The sequence below is a fragment of the Kribbella antibiotica genome (assembly GCF_004349055.1).
Lineage (GTDB): Bacteria > Actinomycetota > Actinomycetes > Propionibacteriales > Kribbellaceae > Kribbella > Kribbella antibiotica.
Genome location: NZ_SMKX01000055.1, coordinates 1 through 19,238 on the forward strand (window position 1 = coordinate 1; position 19,238 = coordinate 19,238).

21 protein-coding genes are annotated in these 19,238 nt (G+C 67.6%); 6 read left to right on the forward strand and 15 right to left on the reverse strand.

What is annotated here, in order from left to right; genetic code table 11:
• The first annotated feature begins 1 nt into the window (after window position 1).
• Window positions 2–88, forward strand: coding sequence for an IS3 family transposase (locus tag E1263_RS19770; protein ID WP_420323368.1), 87 nt, complete (start codon window positions 2–4; stop codon window positions 86–88).
• A 1,234-nt stretch (window positions 89–1,322) separates the two neighbouring features.
• Here the strand turns inward: E1263_RS19770 and E1263_RS19775 are convergent.
• Both E1263_RS19775 and E1263_RS19780 read right to left on the reverse strand, forming a co-directional pair.
• Window positions 1,323–1,955, reverse strand: coding sequence for a hypothetical protein (locus E1263_RS19775; RefSeq protein WP_202868966.1), 633 nt, complete (start codon window positions 1,953–1,955; stop codon window positions 1,323–1,325).
• A gap of 44 nt (window positions 1,956–1,999) precedes the next feature.
• Window positions 2,000–3,019 (reverse strand): serine/threonine-protein kinase, encoded by a 1,020-nt coding sequence (locus E1263_RS19780; protein ID WP_132169446.1) that lies wholly within the window; start codon window positions 3,017–3,019, stop codon window positions 2,000–2,002.
• Between the two features lie 57 nt (window positions 3,020–3,076).
• Here E1263_RS19780 and E1263_RS19785 point away from each other — a divergent pair, with 57 nt between their 5' ends.
• Window positions 3,077–3,613 (forward strand): RNA polymerase sigma factor, encoded by a 537-nt coding sequence (locus E1263_RS19785; protein ID WP_132169448.1) that lies wholly within the window; start codon window positions 3,077–3,079, stop codon window positions 3,611–3,613.
• Here E1263_RS19785 and E1263_RS19790 read toward each other — a convergent pair.
• From E1263_RS19790 to E1263_RS19800, 3 genes are all read right to left on the reverse strand, one after another.
• Window positions 3,600–4,880: a S28 family serine protease gene (locus E1263_RS19790; RefSeq protein WP_132169450.1), complete on the reverse strand. Its 1,281-nt coding sequence runs from the start codon at window positions 4,878–4,880 to the stop codon at window positions 3,600–3,602. The two genes, E1263_RS19785 and E1263_RS19790, sit on opposite strands and share 14 nt — an antisense overlap.
• A gap of 43 nt (window positions 4,881–4,923) precedes the next feature.
• Entirely contained in the window at window positions 4,924–7,374 is a 2,451-nt protein-coding gene (gene pepN, locus E1263_RS19795) for an aminopeptidase N (protein ID WP_238161335.1), read from the reverse strand.
• A gap of 63 nt (window positions 7,375–7,437) precedes the next feature.
• Entirely contained in the window at window positions 7,438–8,319 is an 882-nt protein-coding gene (locus E1263_RS19800) for a LysR family transcriptional regulator (protein WP_132169452.1), read from the reverse strand.
• 88 nt (window positions 8,320–8,407) lie between these two features.
• On the opposite strand from E1263_RS19800, the gene E1263_RS19805 reads away from it, so the two are divergent.
• Window positions 8,408–9,145, forward strand: coding sequence for a sulfite exporter TauE/SafE family protein (locus tag E1263_RS19805; protein WP_238161339.1), 738 nt, complete (start codon window positions 8,408–8,410; stop codon window positions 9,143–9,145).
• A complete protein-coding gene (locus E1263_RS19810; RefSeq protein ID WP_132169456.1) occupies window positions 9,142–9,402 on the forward strand; it encodes a hypothetical protein in 261 nt (86 codons plus the stop codon). The genes E1263_RS19805 and E1263_RS19810 overlap by 4 nt, the downstream gene beginning before the upstream one ends.
• Here the strand turns inward: E1263_RS19810 and E1263_RS19815 are convergent.
• From E1263_RS19815 to E1263_RS19840, 6 genes are all read right to left on the reverse strand, one after another.
• Window positions 9,390–9,854 (reverse strand): YkvA family protein, encoded by a 465-nt coding sequence (locus E1263_RS19815; protein WP_132169458.1) that lies wholly within the window; start codon window positions 9,852–9,854, stop codon window positions 9,390–9,392. The two genes, E1263_RS19810 and E1263_RS19815, sit on opposite strands and share 13 nt — an antisense overlap.
• 320 nt (window positions 9,855–10,174) lie before the next feature.
• The gene (locus E1263_RS19820; RefSeq protein ID WP_238161336.1) at window positions 10,175–10,930 is read right to left on the reverse strand and encodes a S1C family serine protease; all 756 of its coding nucleotides are present in this window, start codon (window positions 10,928–10,930) and stop codon (window positions 10,175–10,177) included.
• 176 nt (window positions 10,931–11,106) lie between these two features.
• Window positions 11,107–12,045, reverse strand: a complete 939-nt coding sequence (locus E1263_RS19825; protein ID WP_132169462.1) for a VWA domain-containing protein — start codon at window positions 12,043–12,045, stop codon at window positions 11,107–11,109.
• Window positions 12,042–13,061, reverse strand: coding sequence for a DUF58 domain-containing protein (locus tag E1263_RS19830; RefSeq protein WP_132169464.1), 1,020 nt, complete (start codon window positions 13,059–13,061; stop codon window positions 12,042–12,044). The genes E1263_RS19825 and E1263_RS19830 overlap by 4 nt, the downstream gene beginning before the upstream one ends.
• Window positions 13,058–14,062: an AAA family ATPase gene (locus E1263_RS19835; protein ID WP_132169466.1), complete on the reverse strand. Its 1,005-nt coding sequence runs from the start codon at window positions 14,060–14,062 to the stop codon at window positions 13,058–13,060. The genes E1263_RS19830 and E1263_RS19835 overlap by 4 nt, the downstream gene beginning before the upstream one ends.
• Complete coding sequence (locus E1263_RS19840; RefSeq protein WP_132169468.1) at window positions 14,059–14,292, reverse strand: hypothetical protein; 234 nt, start codon at window positions 14,290–14,292, stop codon at window positions 14,059–14,061. Before E1263_RS19840 ends, E1263_RS19835 begins: the two co-directional genes overlap by 4 nt.
• Window positions 14,293–14,417: 125 nt before the next feature.
• Here E1263_RS19840 and E1263_RS19845 point away from each other — a divergent pair, with 125 nt between their 5' ends.
• Window positions 14,418–15,113 (forward strand): response regulator transcription factor, encoded by a 696-nt coding sequence (locus E1263_RS19845; protein WP_132169470.1) that lies wholly within the window; start codon window positions 14,418–14,420, stop codon window positions 15,111–15,113.
• The gene (locus tag E1263_RS19850; protein WP_132169472.1) at window positions 15,110–16,366 is read left to right on the forward strand and encodes a sensor histidine kinase; all 1,257 of its coding nucleotides are present in this window, start codon (window positions 15,110–15,112) and stop codon (window positions 16,364–16,366) included. Before E1263_RS19845 ends, E1263_RS19850 begins: the two co-directional genes overlap by 4 nt.
• Here the strand turns inward: E1263_RS19850 and E1263_RS19855 are convergent.
• From E1263_RS19855 to E1263_RS19870, 4 genes are read right to left on the reverse strand one after another with little or no spacing between them, the layout of a single operon-like run.
• Window positions 16,363–16,782: a DUF3592 domain-containing protein gene (locus E1263_RS19855; RefSeq protein ID WP_132169474.1), complete on the reverse strand. Its 420-nt coding sequence runs from the start codon at window positions 16,780–16,782 to the stop codon at window positions 16,363–16,365. The two genes, E1263_RS19850 and E1263_RS19855, sit on opposite strands and share 4 nt — an antisense overlap.
• Before the next feature lie 55 nt (window positions 16,783–16,837).
• Window positions 16,838–17,287 (reverse strand): DUF3592 domain-containing protein, encoded by a 450-nt coding sequence (locus E1263_RS19860; protein WP_132169476.1) that lies wholly within the window; start codon window positions 17,285–17,287, stop codon window positions 16,838–16,840.
• Window positions 17,284–17,754 carry a DUF3592 domain-containing protein gene (locus E1263_RS19865; RefSeq protein WP_132169478.1) on the reverse strand — a complete coding sequence of 157 codons (471 nt, stop codon included), beginning with the start codon at window positions 17,752–17,754 and terminating at the stop codon, window positions 17,284–17,286. The genes E1263_RS19860 and E1263_RS19865 overlap by 4 nt, the downstream gene beginning before the upstream one ends.
• Window positions 17,755–17,780: 26 nt before the next feature.
• Entirely contained in the window at window positions 17,781–19,220 is a 1,440-nt protein-coding gene (locus tag E1263_RS19870; RefSeq protein ID WP_132169480.1) for a xylulokinase, read from the reverse strand.
• Window positions 19,221–19,238 lie beyond the last annotated feature (18 nt).

Sequence of the window (19,238 nt, forward strand, 5' to 3'; positions counted from 1 at the left end):
CATCCGCTGGTACAACAACGACCGCATCTCAACAAGACTCGAGGGCCTGAGCCCGGTGCAATACCGGGCCCAAGCCCTCGCGGCCTAGGCTTCTAACCAGCCAGTCCAACAATCGGGGACCAGTTCATCCGAGGGGTTGACCCCTCAGGTGGTTCCTGCTGCGAGGGAGCGCCCGAGGAGCGGGCGCACCGTTTACGTCCGAAATATCGGAGTGCCCGTCTCTGGTCTTTCGGACGTTGGCTTGGGGGTTCGAGGCCGGTACGGCGGGATGGTTGATCGTCGCTCCGGACAAGCCGGGCACGTTGCTTGTGGCTGGTCGCCGCGGCGGCCGCGTTACATAAAGAGCTTGGCTGGGGCCGGTGCCTGGTTGAGGTACTGGCGAGGCCGGCGATCGCGTTCCCGCTGCTTGAGGTGCCCGCTGTGGCTGGGGTCGAAAAGCAGCGCCAGTGTGGAAACTCCATGTCGCCATTTGCACAAAACGTTCCACCCAGCTCACCGGGCGGGCTGGCGGGTGGGGCCGGGGAGCTTTACCCGTCATTCCAGGTCAGTTTCGCTCCCCAGCCCGCCCGGATACCCGACGAATCGGGCACTGGGGAGTTCCACCGGCATACCCGCCCACCGTTTCGCACTACGCGGGACTTTTTCGGGTCCATGAGGCTGTCGCAAAATGGGAGATGAAAACGATGTTCATCCCTGAGGTGCCAGAGCCATCGAATACGCCCTGGTCAGAGAGTTGCGACCTCGCCGCCTAATCGTGGTCCCCTCCACTTGGGCACCAAAATCGGCCAATTTGTGCGCGGTTCTCCCCACCGTGCCCAAGTCGAGCCCCATTTCGCTACAGCCTCCATACGCCGAAAAACTCACGCGTAGTGAGCGCCGGCGAGTCCAGCCGGGCCAACAACCGGGGGCTTGAACAAGAAACGGTGGGCCGGGACAGGTAACTACTTGTTCACGCCCACCACCCAGCCCACAAACCCCCGACAACTGGACAGCGCCGCGACGAAAAAGGGGCAACCAGCGCGGCGACCGGGGGCAGCCGGGGTCAGCCGGGCGCGGCAGCACCCCGGCCTCCTTGCCAGCGCTTTTCACCACAGCGGAGGGTCACTTTCCAGGCCTCCCCACTACCGGCCGCAACCACAGCGAGCACCTCAATCGGCGCGAGCGCGATCGCCGACCTCGCCAGTACCTCAACCACCCGCCGGGCCCAGCCAAGCTCTTTATGTAACGCGGCCGCCGCGGCGACCAGCCACAGACAACGTATCCGGCTTGTCCGGTGCGGCGAACAACCATGCACCGCCATACGAAGACCAGCCTTGCCAGGGTTAGCGAATGGTGGTGCGGGTCAGGGCTGGATTGGGGTTGGGGTAGCAGTTCACCGGGGCGGTGAGGGTGACGAACTTCCACTTGATTTTCGCGGTGAGGGTTAGGCCGGGGGCGTCGTACGAGGTGCCTTGGAGGCGGGTTTCGACTACGGCGCCGCGGCGGCCGGCCTTCAACCGAACGGTCAGACTCGGGAGCTGGTACGCGGCGCCGCCGGGGATGGGGCCGGCGACGGTGATGATCGCGGTGCGGCCGTCGAGGCGGACGGACGGGGTGGAGTTGAGGCCGGAGCCGCCGGTTAGGGCAGCGCTCACGTACGACGTGTTGGGTGGGATGGGGACGCGCAGCGACAGGTCGCGGACTTCTTTGAGTTTGAAGCTTTTGACCTCGGTCGGGAGTTGGCCGGGCTTGAGGTCGACGGTGATGGAGAAGCGGTGGTTCGGCTTCACGGTGGTGGGGGCTTTGGCGTCGACGCCTTGGCGTAGCGATAGCAGGTGTTTGCCGAACTTGGTGTCGGCTCGGCAGGCATAGCTCGCGGCAGGTTGAGCGGCCGGTTGAGCGCCGGCCGCGGGGACTCCGAAGATCAAGGGAAGGACGGCAGCACCGAGAACGAGAAGACTGCGGTGAGTAGCCATATCGCTACCCTAAGCATCCAAACGACTGCTTGGGGACCCTCGTCTCACTGGCCGAACAAGTACCAGCCGCCGACACCAGCCGCGGCGAACACCACCGGCAGGGTCGCCGCGAACCACAGCCAGGCGCGGCGACGGCGACGCCGTACGGGTGGGTTGGTGGCGACTGTGGTCGACACCTCGTCGTCGGTGATGCTGGTTCGCTCCTGGGCGCGCAGCGGCGCTTCCTGTTCGAGGCGGTACGCCTCAGCCTCCAGGCGCTCGGCTAGCAGCTCGGCCCGGTCGAAGCGGTCGGTCGGGTTGTAGGCGAGCGCCCGCGCGAAGATGTCGTCCAGGTCGCCGACCGCGTCATGCAGCAGCGGCTGCAGACTGCCGGGGAGCAAGTCGGGGTCGCGGTTGAGCACGTCAGGGATCGAAGAGACGGCGTACGGCGGGTGTCCTGTCAGCAGCGCGTAGGTCACCGCGCCGATCGCGTAGATGTCCGCGCGCTCGTCGAAACCGCCGTCACCACGCCCCTGCTCAGGCGCCATGTACGACGGGGTGCCGACCGCCTGGGTCAGTCCGGAGGCCTCGGCCGCGCGCTTGGCCAGGCCGAGGTCAGCGAGCACGATGCGGTGCGTGCCGCCCCCGGACTCGATGCCGACGTTCTCGCGGAGCAGCAGGTTTGCCGGGGTGACGTCGCGGTGCACGACCCCCTCGTGGTGCAGCGCGGCGACCGCCCGGGCCAGGTCCGCACCCCACCAGAGCGCGTCCACGGGATCCAGCGTCCCCTGCCGCAGCAGGTCGCCGAGTGTGCCGCCACCGACGTAGTCCATGACGAAGTACGGGCGCCCGTCCGGCAACCGTCCGAGGTCGAAGACCCGGACCACCCGGTCGCTGGCGATCTTGCGCATCAGCCTGGCCTCGGACAGGAACCGCTCCCGTACGTCGGCGCGCGACGCCCAGTTGTCGGCGAGGATCTTGACCGCGACATCCACGTCGAGGTCGTCGTCGTAGCCTCGCCAGACCGTCGCGAACGCGCCCGCGCCGATCTGGTCCTGCAGCCGATACCGTCCGATGACATCCATCGAGAGCTATTGTCGTTCACTGACGGTCCGAACGGGGGACAACCACTCTGGGGGAGCATGAACGAGGAGCTCGAAGGGCTCGCGACGCGCACGAAGGCGGACGCGTCGGTGATGCCTGAGCTGCTGCATGCGATCCGGCCGTTGGTGCAGCGGCGGGTGGCGAAGTTCCTCCCGTATCGCGAGGACGCCGAAGAAGCCGTCCAGGACACCTTGTTGACGGTGGCAACCAAGCTGCACCAGTTCAAGGGCACCGGCAGCTTCGCCGGCTGGGTGACGATCGTGGCGACCAACCAGGCCCGGCAGACCTATCGCTCGCTCAAGCGGCGCGCGGTTGAGCAGACCTCCGAATACATGCCGGAAGCGGTCGACCCACGCACGACCTCCGTCATCGCCGGCTCCCGGCTGGATCTGCTGGAGGCGCTCGAGCACCTCGAGTCCAGCCACCCGCAGCTCGTCCAGCCGCTGGTCCTGCGCGATCTCGGCGCTCTCACGTACGCCGAGATCGCGGATGAACTCGACGTACCGCTCGGGACTGTGAAGGCCCGCATTCACCAGGCCCGCAAGGCTGTCGCGGAACGTCTTACGGTGCGCTGACCCACTTCTTGAGGAGATCGGTCGCGGCGGTCCGCTGAGCCGTCGGCAAACCGGCGATCGTCGCGTTGTGGTTCCCAGCCGGTACGACGTACGTGTGGCAGTCCTGCGGACATGGCGCGAACTGCTCGGCCGACCAGGGGTCGTTGGCGCCGTAGACGTAGAGCATCCGGGTCGCGGACGTCCGCGCCCAGTGGTCGATGTCGGGCATCGCCTGCGCGTCGTGCTTCGGCGGCGCCTTGAGGGCCGCGGGGGCCGCGCTGGCTTCGGGGTAATGCAGGAGGCCCTTGAGCCAGGTCGTGCCGGTGGAGGTATCGGGCCAGTTGAGCTGAGCGGCGGCCTGGTAGAAGTACGCCCGGTACGGCGCGACGCCGGCATCCGAGTATGACGACCAGTCGACGATCTGTCCGATGAACGTGAACAACTGCTGGTCTGTCGCGGATCTGCCGGGGATCAGCAAGCAACTCGACTGAGTGCGGTACTGCCAGAACTTGAACGGCGTATCCAGGACGGCCGCTTCGAAGGCGCGATCGGCCGAACCGTAGGCCTCGTCATACGTCTGACGGAGGGCTACCAATTTCGGGAGCATGGCCGCGCGGCGGTAGAGGGCATTGCGCTGGAGGGTCCGCAGGGCTTCGTTGCAGGCCGGATCGGTGCCGGCCTGTTGGATGAAGTCGACGTATGAATCCTGCGCGTTGACCGTGTCCTGCGGCGCGACGTACGCGATCGTCGCGTCGACATCGGCGGGGTAGAAACGTCGGTGGTAGACCGAGGTCATTCCGCCCTTACTCGCGCCGGTCGACAACCACTTGCCGCCGTACAAGGGTTTGAAGGCTTCGACGATCCGGTGGTGGTCGGTAGCGGCCTGCCAGATGTCGAGCTTGGTCCAGTCCTTGCTCGCGGGGGTCGAGCGGCCGAAGAAACGCTGCTCGATGTTCAGCTGGTTGCCGTCGACCAGGCGGGTCGGCTCAGCCGCATTCGCTCCGGCCGTGCCCATGTACCCGGTCGTCTGCAGCACGGTTGGTCGGTCGAATCCCTTGTGCCATAAGGTGATTCGCTGTTCGAACTGCTCACCGCCGGTCGCATGATGATCGGTCGGCTGGGCGTACCAGAGCACGAAGAACGGCTTGCCGTTCAGCAGCTGACCACTCTCGACCCGGAGCCCGGCGATCGTCTCCAGCCGGGCCCGAACCGCAGCGACCGAGTCGAGCGCGGCTGCGGGAGCCACCGGGAGCAATGCGACGATGAGAAGGAGGCGGAACCATCGCATTCGGTGACTCCTCGAGCGCTAGCCGACACTCTGAGTGACCAGATTAGCTGTATCGGCGACGAACCTCTACTGCCCGCCGGAGGTCGTCGGCGTAGTTCGCCACCGCCCGCCGAATCCCCGAGGTCACCGTCGTGTCCTTGGCCAACGCTTCGGCCATCCCGATCAGACCGGCGTCGATCGCGTACTTCGGGACGATCCGGTTCGCGGTCAGCATCAGCACCATCCCGGCCCGGAAGTCTCCGGTCCCGGCGATGTCGGTGAAGAACCTCCCGACGTACGGCGCTGTGATCGCGGCCTGCGCGGGGTGCCAGAAACCCTCGGCCGTGGCGAGCAGTTCGCGGACCCCGATCTCGGGGTCGGCCATGATCCGCTGCCAGGCCGCTTCCTTGCCATCGGCAAGCGCCGCGCGACACCGGGCCGCATGTGTGACTCCTTCGGAGGACTGGTCCCGCGCCAGCTCGGCGTCGATCTCAGCCGCACCGAAGGCGCCGAGCCGCACCAGCTGGAGCACGATGGCCCACCGCAGATCCTGCCCGATGTCCAATCCACGCCCAGGGTTTGCGGTCAACCAGCTCTTCAACAGTTCGCTGTCGTGGGTGGTTTCCACGAAGCCTCGGGCGGTGGCGAGCTGCAGGCTGCTGCCTGGCTCGACGCTCGCCAGCTTGGCCTCCAGCGCATCCGCGACCACGGCGCGCGATTCGTCGTACGGGAGATAGCCGCCGATTACCTTGTCCAGCCAGCGAACCAGCGACTCGACCGCGACGTCACTGTCCTCGGCGCCGATGGTCGTGGCGAAGAGCTCCAGCGCCTGCCGCGGATCAAGTTCGCCCGTCATCGTCGCGTCGCGGACGGCATTCCAGATCACCGCACGCGTCGTACCGTCGGCGATCTTCGGCAGTACGGCGGGCAGGTTGGCGAGGGTGGTCGAATCCAGCCGGACCTTCACCCAGGTGTCGTCCTGGGCATCCGGCACGATCACCGCGATCTCGTTGCCCAGCGCAACTTCCACGGAATCCTGGTCCAATACCAGCTCGACGATTGTCGGCGTACCGGCTTCGTCGTACCCGCCGACCGTCAGCGTGTGCGGCCGCCGGGAATCGTCCGGGCTCTCACGATGCAGCACCACGCCGGTCGCCGTTCGCTCGGCCGACAACGTGTCCAGACCGGATGTGCGCAGCCACTGCTCGGACCAGTTCTCCAGACCGTTCGCGCCGGCCTCGGTCAGCTTCGCAATGAACTCGTGCAGATCCGCGTTGCCGTATTCGTGCGCCTCGAGATGCGAGTTCACACCCTTCAGGAACACGTCGTCCCCGAGGTACTTCGCCAACTGCTTCAGCACCGCAGCACCCTTGGCATACGAGATGCCGTCGAAGTCGTCGAGCGACTGCCGCGCGTCCTTCAGGCTGTCCGGCGCAACGGGGTGCGTCGAGCTGCTCTGGTCGGTCTGCATCCCCCACCACTTGCGGACAAAGGCGAAGTCCGTCCAGTTGTCCTTGTACGCCGTCGCATCCTCGGCCACGCGGTGTGCCATGTATTCGGCGAACGACTCGTTCAGCCACATGTCGTTCCACCACTTCATGGTGACGAGATCGCCGAACCACATGTGCGCCATCTCGTGCACCAGCACCCGCGACCGGGTACTGCGCTCGGCCTCAGTTGCCTGCGCACGGAACAGGAAGTCGTCGGAGACGGTGACACAGCCCGGATTCTCCATCGCGCCGAGGTTGAAGTCGGGGACGAAGACCTGCCAGTACTCGCCGAACATGTACCGCTGCGCGAACATGCGGTGGTACGCGTCGAACGCATCCCGCGTCGTCTTGAACAGGTCCTCCGCGTCTGCCTCCAGCGGCTCCTTGAGCGACTGCCGGCAGGCCAGCCCGAGGGGGATGCCGTCGTACTCGCTGCGGATCAGGTGGAACGGACCGGCGACGATCGCGACGAAGTACGTCGACAGCGGCTTGGTCTCGGCCAGCGCCCACTCCCCCGGCCCGGTCTGCGTGGCAGCGCCGTTGCCGAGCACCACCCAGTCCTCAGGACACTTCACAGTCACCGTGTACGGCGCTTTGAGGTCGGGCTGGTCGAAACACGGGTAGTAGCGCGGCGCCGACTCCAGCGATGACATGCCGTACGTGTAGACGCGCCCGTCAGCCGCATCGACCGAGCGGACCAGGCCCTCACCGTCGACCGAGTACTTCTGCACGGTGTGGATCACCAGGTCGTTCTCAGCCTGCAGACCGGCCAGCGGGAACCGCCCGTCGGTCAGGAGCTCAGTGTCGAGTGGCTGACCATTGAGCTCCACCGAGAGCAGGCGCTCCGGTTTCACATCGACCCAACTCGCCGTACCGGCTGCTGTGAAGCTGATCCGGCTTGTCACCTCGAAAGTGTCGCCGGGGTCGGTGAGGTCGAAGTCGACCAGGTAGGACCGAACAGCCAGGTCCGCGGCCCGTTGCCTGGCCTCTTTCACTGTCAGAGCTTCCACTGTCAGAGCGCGCATTCCTGCACGCTATCCGACGGTGCGGGCAACCAGCTGAGCCAGCGGGTTACACCGGGATGTCCGTCATGCGCGCACGCTAGCTGCTGCTCGCAGGTGCTCCGCCAACAGGTAGGTGCCTTGGGGAGCGTTGGTGGCGTAGCAGAGCAGGTGCGCGCGGATCGACCACGCGTCCTCGAGCGGGCAGATGTCGATCGAGGTGATCGCATCCACCGCACGGCGCGGGACGATCGCCAGACCGGCTCCAGCCGTGGCCAGGCTGATCACGGTGTGCAGGGTCGGCACGAGAGTCCGATAGCGCGGTACGGGCGCGTGTGGGCCGAGGCGCTCTTCCATCCACAGGGTCAGCGGTGAGACCCGGTCGAGCGCGACCAAGGGGTGTTCGGCCACTTCGGCGTACGCGATCGAATTGCGGCCCGCGAGGATGCCGCCGGCCTGGCCGATGACGACGAGGGAGTCGTCGGCCAGTGGTTCGGTCCGTAGCAGGGTCGGCTCGTCGTCGAGGATCACGCCGAGATCGGCTTCACCGCCGGCGAGAATCTTGACGCTCCGGACGGTACGGCGTTCCTTCACATTGACGTCGTACTCAGGGTGATCGCGCAGGAAGGTGGCGAGCGCAGCCGGGACGAGTTGGTGCATCGCCGAGCCGCCGGCGACCAAGCGGACGGGCTCGGTGCCAGAGATCGCGTACGACGCGACTGCGCTGTCGAGGCGGGTGGTCTCGGCCAGTACGTCGCGCGCGTGGCGGGCCAGGGTGGCGCCGGCGGGAGTCAGTCGGACGCCTCGGCGCTCGCGGATCAGCAGCGGTACGCCGGCCTGCGCTTCGAGTGCTCTGACCCGCGCACTGGCCGAAGGCAGGCTGAGGTGCATCGCCTTCGCCCCACCGGTAATCGAGCCTTCGGTGGCGACAAGAGCGAAGAGACGGAGGTCGTCCAGGTCGTACCTCATGGGCTCAGCCTACGCCTCAGGCTTAGGCTGGCTACGGGGATCGCGCATTGTGGAGTCCGCGGTCAGGCCTGATCCTCGAAGAGTGCTGATGATCCTGCTGGCCGGAATCGCCGCCGGTGCCCTGAACGCCGTGGGCGGCGGCGGGAGCTTCGTTGCGCTGTCCGCGTTAGTGGCTGGCGGCCTGCCGCCGGTCACCGCCAACGCGACCGCCACCGTCGCGCTGCTGCCGGGCAACGCGACCAGCGCGTGGGTGTATCGGAAGCAGGTGCACGCCTTCGAGCATCCGTCCACGCTGCGGCTGACGCTGGCCAGCGTGCTGGGCGGGGCGATCGGTGCCGGGCTCCTGCTCTTGTTGCCGTCGGCATCCTTTGAGGCGGCCGTGCCGTGGTTGCTCGCATTCGCAACGCTGGTGCTCGCCTTCGGCAAGCGGCTGACCAAGGCAATGCGGCTCGGGCCTGCCGGACCGGTCGCGATCCTGGTGGTCCAGTTCGTGCTCTCGATCTACGGCGGCTACTTCGGCGGCGCGGTCGGGGTGATGATGCTGGCGTTCTGGTCGGCCACCACCTCGCTGGACACGGCACGCGGGACTCCGCTGCGCGTGATCCAGGTCGGTGCCGTCTTCTTCACCGCCGCGCTGATCTTCCTGTTCGCCGCGGATGTCCTCGACCAGACCCGGCACCTGGTCGCGATGCTGTGCGGCGCGATGATCGGCGGCTACTTCGGCGCCCACCTGGTACGCCGCCTCCCAGCCGCGGTCCTGCGCGTGCTCGTCGTCGGAACGGCGGTTGCGATGACGGTCTTGTTCTTCGTGCGAGCGTTCGGATGAACAGGGCCCAGCTGGCGATGGCCTACCAGGCGTGCGAGGTGTCGGAGCTCGCCCGCTCAGCCGCTGAGCTGGACGACCCGGCCGCTGCTCTTGCGCAAGCCGAGCTGGTGCTCACCGCTGCGCGGGAGCTGGTGCTGGCCGCGCATCGGCTCGCCTGCCCGACAGGCGCCGTACCGACTGATCCGTTGCAGTTGTTCGCCTATCAGCATCCTGATGAGGCCGCCGATGATCTGGCGGACTGGCTTCAGTCTGGGTGAACCTGCTTGCGTTCGTGGTTGATGTAGAGGCCGGCGGCAGTTGAGACGCTCGTCAGCAGCCAGACGAGGACGCCCGCGTCGTCGGTCACGCCGATGACCGGCAGCAGATCCGGCAGGATGTCGATCGGCGAGATCAGGTAGACCAGCGCGAACACCCACAACGTCATCCGGCTCTTCGGCAACTCGCCGTACGCGCCCGACCGCGCCGCCCGAATCAGCCGCGGCAACGCCCGCGCCCGCTCGATCACATCGCCCACCGGCACCGGCTCGCCCTTGGCGATCTTCCGCGCCCGGACCTTCCGCTTCCGGATGAACCCGAACACACCGGCCGCGGCCCCGATCACCAGCAAGACCACGCCGACCGCGGCAGCAGGCAGCCCCACGACATCGCCGTCCCGGAACAACAGCGTCCCGAGCCCGATCAACGCCAGCAACCCACCGAAATACACCATCCCCCAACTGTAGAGCGCAGACCCGAATCCACACGCCACCACAACCCCGACTCTTCCGGAACCGCCCGCTGCTCTTTGGGCACGAAGCTCCACCTTGGGTACCCACCAACCACTTCGACGCCGTACAGATGACTGGTGCGTACCCAAAGTCGCCCCTCGCCCCCAAAGTCGCCCCTCGCGCCCAAAGGTGGGCGCGCTGCTCTTTGGGTAGGGAGGCGATCTTTGAGCACCCACCAACCACATTTCGGCGGCCGAAATGGTTGAGGGGTGCTCAAAGATGATGTGGACTAATACGTCGTTTCAGGAGATGGTACGGCGTTTTAGTCGATCAAACTTTTGACGATGGTGGTCATGCGGTCGACGGGGATGGCGAAGCCGATGCCGATGCTGCCGGAGCGGGAACTGCCGAGGGTGGCGATGGCGGTGTTGACGCCGACGACCTGGCCGGCGGCGTTGACGAGGGGTCCGCCGGAGTTGCCGGGGTTGATCGCGGCGTCGGTCTGGATCGCGGACTGGCGGGTGTTGTTGTCGCCGAAGCGGGCCTGGCGGTCGACGGCGCTGACGATGCCGGCGGTGACCGTTCCTTCCAGGCCTAGTGGTGAACCGACGGCCAGGACCGGGTCGCCGACATGCAGCTGTGCGGACCGGCCGAGCGTGAGCGCGCGCAGTCCCTCGGCGTCGGCGGTCGCGACCTGGAGAACCGCGAGATCGTTGTTCGCGTCGACCCCGAGAACGTCAGCGTCGACCTGACGGCCGTTCGACAGGACCAGGGATACATCACTCGCTCCTTCCACCACATGGGCGTTGGTGACCACGTGCCCCTGCGCGTCGATCGCGAACCCCGACCCGGTCGCCCGGCCGGCCCGCACCGACACCACGCCCGGCAACACACTCGCCGCAGCCGCCGAAATCGACCCCTGCTGGCCGGTCGCCGCAGGAGCCTCCGCCTGCGGCAAGTCAACCGACGTACCGTCCCAACCGCCAGTGACCGCTCCTGCCACCCCACCCGCAACCAGCGACAGAGCCAACGTCCCCAGTACGACGCCTGCGCGGCGCCCGCGGGCTGGACCCGTCACCCCGGCCTGAGGTGCCGCCGCCACTGGAGAGGGGGGAGCCAGTGGCGCAGCGGAGGCCGGGGTGACGGAGAACGTGGGTGGTGGTGCGCTGGGCTGCGGTTCCACCGGCGGAGGACCAGGAACGTAGTTCGGTCCGCGGAAAGGACTACCTAGATGTGGAGACATGAGGGCTCCTACTACGGGAGGCGGGAGAACCAGAGGAGGGAGGCGATTGCGGCCAGGAGTGCGGCTGCCAGAGCGATTCCTGCCACCAGGTTGGTGATTTCGCGGGGTTCGGTGGTCCAGCCGATGGAGGACTGCAGATCGGAGTACACGTCGCGCAACTGCTCATCGGACTCGGCCTCGTAGAACGAACCCTTGGTGGTGTCGGCGAGCGTCTGCAGGGTCTCGGTGTCGGCCGGGACCGGGATCTCGCGCCCGTCGATGGTGACCGTGCCGTCCGGCGTGCCGTAGGCGATCGTCGACACCGGAACACCAGCCTGTACGGCGGCCTGTGCCGCCTCATCGACCGGGCTGCCCGACGTACTGGTTCCGTCGGAGAGCAGCACGATGCGGCTCGGCGGCGGATTGTCGGGGTCGATCGTGCGAACCGCTTGCAGGCTGGTCAGTACCGCGTCCCCGATCGCGGTCGCGTTACTCAGCCGCAGACCGTTGATCGCGTCGACCGCCGCCTGGTGGTTGGTAGTCGGGGCGGCGACCACTGTCGCCGTCCGCGAGAAGGACACCAGGCCGACGTTGAATTTCTCCGGCAGGTCCTGGACGAACTGGACCGCGGCCTGCTTGGCGACATCGAACCGGTTCGGCGCGACATCGGTCGCGGCCATCGAGTTCGACACGTCGATCGCGACCACGACCGTGGCGCGCTCCCGCGGTACGCGGATGTCGGCCACCGGCCGGGCGATGGCGATCGTCAGCACGGTCAACGCGGCGAGGAAGGCCGCGGCCGGCGCGTGCCGGCGCCAGCCGGGCCGATTCGGGGCGACCTTCTCCAGCATCGGCAGGGTCGCGAACCGGACGGCGTACTTGCTCCGGCGGCGCTGGGCGATCAGGTAGGCCGCGACCAGGGCCACGACCAGCACCAGTAGCCACAGCCACAGGGGTTGCTCGAATCTCATCGGATACCGGTCCTCGAAGTCGGGTGCCGACGGACACTGGCCCGGCGGCGGGCGGTGGCGAACGAAGCGACATCGCGCACCCAGTCGGTGTCGGTCCGCAACACCAGATGCGCTGCCCCGGCACCACGGATCGCACTCGTCGTCCGATCCCGGTGCGCGGCCATCGCTTCGGCGTACCGGCGACGCAGTTTCTTGCTGCTTGTCTGGACCTCACGGCGCCGCCCGGTCTCGGGATCGACGAGCGTCAGCAGGCCGACCTCGGGAAGTTCGAGCTCGCGCGGATCCAGCACCTCGATCGCCAGCACCTCATGGCGCGCGGAGAGCCGACGCAATGCATTGGCCCAGCCGAGCGCTCCATCCGCGTCGCCCGAACGACCAGACGCCGCGCGGCCGATCGATCCGCCCGCAACGATCCGTGGCGCGAAGGGATCGTCGTGGAAGTCCGAGACGACCACGCGGAGACCCGGCCTGGGGTGTTCGCGGTTCATCCGCGCGATCGCGCGGGCCAGGTCGGTCGGCGGATACTCGCCTGGTGTTGCCCTGGGCAACGACAGCAACGTGCGGAGCGAACGGCGGAGCTGGACACCTCCGCCGGCGGCCGGAAGCCGTCGTACCTCGTCACCGATCGCGACCCGGACACCGAGCCGGTTCCCCGGACCACTGGCTAGCAGGCCAAGCGCTCCGATGATCGCGATCGCCAGATCACGCTTCTCGCTCAGCGCGGTCCCGAAATCCATACTGGCGGACGCATCGAGCAGCGCCCACGTCTCCAGCTCGCGCTCGGCCAACGGCGCCCGCACATGCGGTTCGAGCGAACGAGCGGTGACGTTCCAATCCATCCGGCGTACATCGTCCTGCCCGGCTTGGTATGGCCGGGCCTCGTTCGGCTCGCTCCCGGGACCACTGAGCAGCCCGGTGATGTCACCGTGCAGAAGGCCTTCCAGCTTGCGCTTCACGGTCAGCTCGAGCGCCCGCAACGCACGCTCGCGACCAGCCAGCAGATCGGGGCCACTCATGCTGCGCTGTCCGCCGGTACGACGTGCGGCTGCTCGATCGAGTGCAGAATCCGAGCGATCACCGACCGCGGATCAACCCCATCCGCCAGCGCATCGAACGTGAGCACCAACCGATGCGACATCACATCGAGAGCCACGTCGTACACATCAGCCGGCAGCACATAGTCCCGACCACGCAACAACGCGAGAGCCCGACCAGCCGCCACCAAACCAAGCGTCGCCCGCGGGCTCGCCCCAAACTCCAGTACGCCGGCCAGATCCGCCAGCCCGTATTGCTGCGGAGCCCGAGTCGCGTGCACCAACCGGACGACGTACTCGGCCACGGCGTTGTGGACGAACACCTCTTCCGTTGCCTGCTGCAACTGATGCACCTGCTCCGGAGTCAGTACGGCGTTCGCATGCGGGCGGCGAGCACTCATCCGCTGCAGGATCGTCAGCTCCTCGAGCGGGCTCGGGTAGTCGACGGTGATCTTGAGCAGGAACCGGTCGCGCTGTGCCTCGGGAAGCGCATAGACACCGTCGGATTCGATCGGGTTCTGCGTCGCGAGCACCAGGAACGGATCCGGCAGCGGGTAGCTCTTGCCGCCGATGCTGACCTGGCTCTCGGCCATTGCCTCCAGCAACGCCGACTGCACTTTGGCCGGCGCGCGGTTGATCTCGTCGGCGAGTACGAGGTTGGCGAAGATCGGGCCGAGCTCGGTGTCGAACGCTTCAGTGGAAGGCCGCCAGATCCGGGTCCCCATGATGTCGCCCGGAACGAGATCGGGAGTGAACTGGAGCCGGGCGAACCGGCCACCGATCACCTCTGCCAGCGTCCGGACCGCGAGTGTCTTGGCGACTCCGGGCACACCTTCGAGCAGACAGTGGCCGCGGGCAAGCAACCCGACGAGCATCCGCTCGACCAGGTGATCCTGGCCGACAACGACCCGCTTCACCTCGAACAACGCGTGTTCGAGGGAAGCAGCCGTCACGCCAGGACGCGCGACATGGGTCTCGGTCATGCGTCGCGGGCCGGGTTCTGCTCAGACGGCTGCGCCTGGCTGCCCTGCTTGTCGGGGCAGTCCCGCCCGTCGCTGCCCTGCTGCGCGGTGGTCGGTGTGCCTTCCTCGACCGTCACATAGCCCTGGTCAGGCGCCGGATCGTTCCCCGCGGCATAGGCGAAGCCGCCGACACCGAGGGTGGCCACGGCGACCGCCGTACCGAGGAGGATCCGCTTACCGGGGATGTTCATGAAAGCTCCTTCGTCTCGAGTAGTCCCCACCTCATCAAGGACATGCGAAAACGACCGGAAAGTGGAACGAAAGCCGACCGAAAGAGCAGACCGGTACTCGCGGCTGGTCCGGCTACCTTGGTGGGGTGCGACTACTGGTGGTGGAGGATGAGGAAGGCCTGGTCAGCGCATTGCGCTCCGGACTCGGCCGGGCCGGCTATGCCGTGGACACGGCGCTGACCGGGGCCGAGGCGGTGGAGAAGCTGGCGACGACGGCGTACGACCTGGCGATCCTGGACATCACGCTGCCCGACACCAGCGGGCTCGACCTGTGCCGGGCGGTCCGGCGCGGCGAGATCGAGGTCGCCTCCGGGCGGGAGTTGCGGGTGCTGATGCTGACCGCGCGCGCTTCGCTCGCCGACCGCGTGCGCGGGCTGGACGAGGGCGCCGACGACTATCTGACCAAACCGTTCGCGCTGGTGGAGCTGCTGGCCCGCATCCGCGCGCTGCTGCGACGCGACGTGACGAACGGCAGCACGCAACTGCACGTCGGGGATCTCGTCCTCGATTCGGCGAGGCACCTGGCCACGCGGAGCGGTCGCGAATTGTCGCTCACGCTGAAAGAGTTCGGCGTACTGCGGTATCTGATGTCGCGGCCCGGTCATGTCGTGTCGGCCGAGGAACTGCTCGAACATGTCTGGGACGAGAACGCGGATCCGTTCACCCAGAGCGTCCGCGTGACCGTCGGGACCTTGCGTCGCAAACTCACCCAGGACGGGGAAGAAGCTTTGCTGGAGACCGTGATCGGCCGCGGCTACCGCCTCCGGGGTGAAGAGACATGAAGCTCCCCGGGTGGACCCAGACGATCCGCTTCCGGCTCACGCTGACCTACTCCGCCGTGCTGATCGGGCTGTCGGCGCTGGTGCTCGGTGGGGTGTACTTCGCGCTCCAGGCCTATCTGGATCCGAAGCCGCTGAACCCGATCACGGTGAACAAGTACTACAAGGACTCCAGCGGCGAAGTCCACATCAAGCAGGGCTACACGATCGAGGCCGCCGAGATCTCCACGATCCAGTCGGCGGTCAACTTTCAGACCCTGGAGACCCTGCGGAACTACTCGGCGGCCGGGATCGGCGCGCTCTTCCTGGTCAGCCTCGGGACCGGCTGGTGGTTGTCGGGGCGGGCGCTCCGGCCGGTACGGCGGATCACCGCGACCGCGCAGGAGATTTCCGCGACCGACCTCTCCCGGCGGATCGCGCTGGAGGGTCCGCACGACGAGCTGCGGAATCTCGGGGACACCGTCGACGACATGCTCGAGCGGCTCGAGTCGGCCTTCGTGGCGCAACGGCAGCTCGTCGATGACGCTTCCCACGAACTGCGCAATCCGCTCGCGGTGATCCAGGCGAACGTTGACGCCGTACTGGCTCATGACGACACCCCGCCCGAGGACCGCGCGCAGGCGACCGCGATCGTCAGCCGCGCGATCCAGCGGATGACCCGCCTCGTCGAGGACCTGCTCGCGTCGGCCCGCCGCTCGTCTCCCGCCTTCGTCGATGCCGACGTGGACCTGGCGACGATCGCGAGCGAGGCGGCTGAGGAGTACGAACTACTCACCGCCGACCGCGAACTCCACGTCGTACGTCGGCTGTCGCCCGGCCCGGTCGTCGCCGGCGACGCATCGGCCCTGCGGCGTGCGGTCGACAACCTGCTCTCGAACGCCGTCCGCCTGGCCCGCGGCGGCAGCCAACTGGTCCTCGCCGTCGGCAGTCAGAACGGCTGGGCGTGGATCGCCGTCCGCGACGAAGGCCCCGGCATCGCCGCCGACGACGCCGACCGCGTCTTCGACCGCTTCTTCCGCGCCGGCAGCACCCACCAACCGCCCGCTACGGTCCCTTCCACAGGCCAACGCCGAGCCGGCCTAGGCCTCGCCATCGTCCGCCAGATCGCCGAATCCCACGGCGGCACGGTCGCCCTCCACTCCGAACTTGGCGTCGGCAGCACCTTTATCATCTGGCTCCCGGATCGATCGCTGACCGACGACATCCGCCGTACGCCGGTCCCACCAGAAGAAGACCCGCTCGGCCCGCGGCTCTAATCCCGCCGCGGCCGCAGCTGAACGAATGCTCCGATCGCGAACCCCGCCGTAGCGGCGCCGAAGAAGAGCGCGGGGAACCAGTAGCCCAGGCCCCAGTCGTTTGCCTGCATTCGCTCTGGGTCCTCGCGGTCGTAGATCACCTCGATCGACCGCCCCAGCTCCGCGTCGCCGTTGGAGGTGCGCTCCGTGACCGTTTCCCCAGCACGCGTCACGTACCGGACCTCGATCCACGGGCTACGTCCCCCAGCACGATCCACCACCGTCCCGGTCACCACCTCGCCGCGATGCCGCAGCCAGTACAGATCCTCGACCTGCACGTAGCCGATCACGCCGAACACCACCGCCGCGACCAGGCACAGAACGCCGTTCCAGCTGAACTTCCACTGGCGCGGCTGATGAGTGCGTCGCCGGATCACCTTCTGCCTCCGCCGCTGCACGGCGACCCTCTGCTGCCGCCGCTGCCTCGAGCGCCTACTCATGCCGGCCGAACTTGCGGAACTGCGTCAGGAAACCGAAGCGGAGCTCAAGGAGGACGAGCAGCAGGGCGAAGACGGCGAAGCTGCCGTAACTGTAGAGCGGGTAGCTGTAGCTGCGGCTGAAGTCGGCGGCTTGCATGCGATCCGGCTTCGCCGGGTCGTAGAGGACCTCGATCGGCTTGTCGACCTCGGCGTACCTGTACTTCGAGGTGTCCGCGATGAGGGTGTCACCGACCTGGGTTGTGTAGCGCACGCTGATCGACGAGTCACCGCGGCGGCTCTCGTGTTTCTGCGTGACGGTGCCGGTGACAACCTCGCCGCGCTGGCGCAGCCAGTAGACGTCCGCGCTCTGCACGCAAGCAGCCACCACAAACCCGACCGCCACCACCAAGGCCAAAGCGCCCTCGATGCTCATCCGCCACTTGCGTGGCTTCACCTCCGTCACAGCCGGTACGACGCGCGCCCAGCCCGATCGGATCCCGTTGCACGGCGTCCGCACCGGCGATTGATCGGGGGAAGGAAGAAAAGCGGTAGCAGGAGGAAAGCGGCGCCGACAGCGCCGAGGATCGCGAACGGGTCGTCGGCGGGACGGATCTGAGTGGGGTTCTCCCGGTCGTAGACGATCTCTACAGACTCGCCGGCCGCGGTCGACCGCCACAGACCCGCGCCAGTCTCAACTCGCTCGCCGGCTCGCGTGACGAAGGCGACGGCGGATGTCCTGGTCTCCATTGCCGTCGCGGTGGCGTGTTCGCCCCGCACCTCCAGGGCAACAGCGTTCCACAGCAGGATCGAGCCCACCACGACGAGCATCCCGGCCAGGACGACGCCGACGAAACGCATGACCCAGGGAGGCAGGTCGGGGTGCAGCTTGAACGAGTGCCGCTCAAGATTCGGGTCCAGGTTGTCGTTCACGGCACTTGGACGGCTACCGATCCGGATCAGCTCCCGTTGTACGGCGCGGAGAGCAGCGGGCGGGTGCTGTTGAGGACTTGGGCGTAGTTGGCGCGGATCTGGGTGGCGTCCACCGTGAGAGCCGGCTCGGGCTTGCCGACGGGGACGTTCCAGGTGGGGAGGTCACCGGTGAGGGCCCAGGCGGCTTGGCGGGCTGCGCCGAGCGCAACGTATTCGGCCGGCTCGGGCAGGACGACTTCGGCGCCGAGGAGAGCCGGAGCGAGGGCCTGGACGGAACGTGACTTGGCACCGCCGCCGAGCAGGAGAAGGCGGTTGACGGGGATGCCCTGGGCACGGAGCGCGTCGACCGCGTCGGCCAGACCGCAGAGGAGTCCTTCGACCGCGGCGCGCGCCATGATGGCGGGCTGGGCGGTGGCTCGGGTGAGGCCGTAGACGAGGCCGGTGGAGTGCGGGAGGTCAGGCGTGCGTTCGCCGTCGAGGAACGGCAGCAGGACGAGCCCCTGGCTGCCGGGTGCCGACAACACCGCCTCGTCGAACTCGGGCAGGGTCATCCCGAGCAGTTGCGCGGTCGCCGACATCACGCGGGCGGCGTTCAACGTGCAGACGAGCGGCAGATATTCGCCGGTCGCGTCCGCGAAACCGGCCACGAAACCTGAAGCGTCGGCGGTCGCGTGCGCGGAACGAGCGAACGCCGTACCGCTGGTTCCGAGCGAGATCGCGACATCGCCGACCTGGAGGTCGAGACCGAGCGCGGCCGCTGCGTTGTCCCCGGTCCCCGCAGCCAGCACGGCACCGGCCGCCGTACGGCCGACGATCTCCGCCGGACCGGCCACCCGCGGAAGCTTGAGCGAGCGCCCGAACGCCCGCTCAACCAGATCCTCGCGATAACTGTTCGTGGCCGGCGACCACCATCCAGTCCCGGACGCATCACCGCGATCAGTAGTGATGCCCTCGATCCCGGATCGATCGGCGGCGAGCTGGTGCGTCATCCAGTCGTGCGGCAGTACGACGGCCGCCGCCCGCTCGACCGCATCCCGTCGTACCGGGTCGCTCGCGGCGGTGTCGCGCATCCAGCGAAGCTTGGTGACGGTGAAGGAGGGCACCGGCATCGACCCGACTGCCTCGGCCCACGCCTCCGGTCCACCGAGTTCAGCGATCAGTTCAGTGGTGGCGTCGGCGGAGCTGGTGTCGTTCCACAGCACTGCCGGGTGGACGACTGAGCCGGTCTCGTCGAGCAGGACCATGCCGTGCTGCTGACCGCCGATGGCGATCGCCTCGACGCCGTCGAGCAGGCCGGCCGACGCGGTCTCCCACGCCTTCCACCACTCCTGCGGATCGACCTGGGTGCCGTCCGGATGCGGCGCCCGGCCTTCGCGCAGGACCGCGCCGGTCTCGGCATCGCAGACGACCACCTTGGTCGCCTGGGTGGAACAGTCCACTCCGGCAACCAGTCTCGGCTCGCTCATTCAGGCTCCCTGATCTCG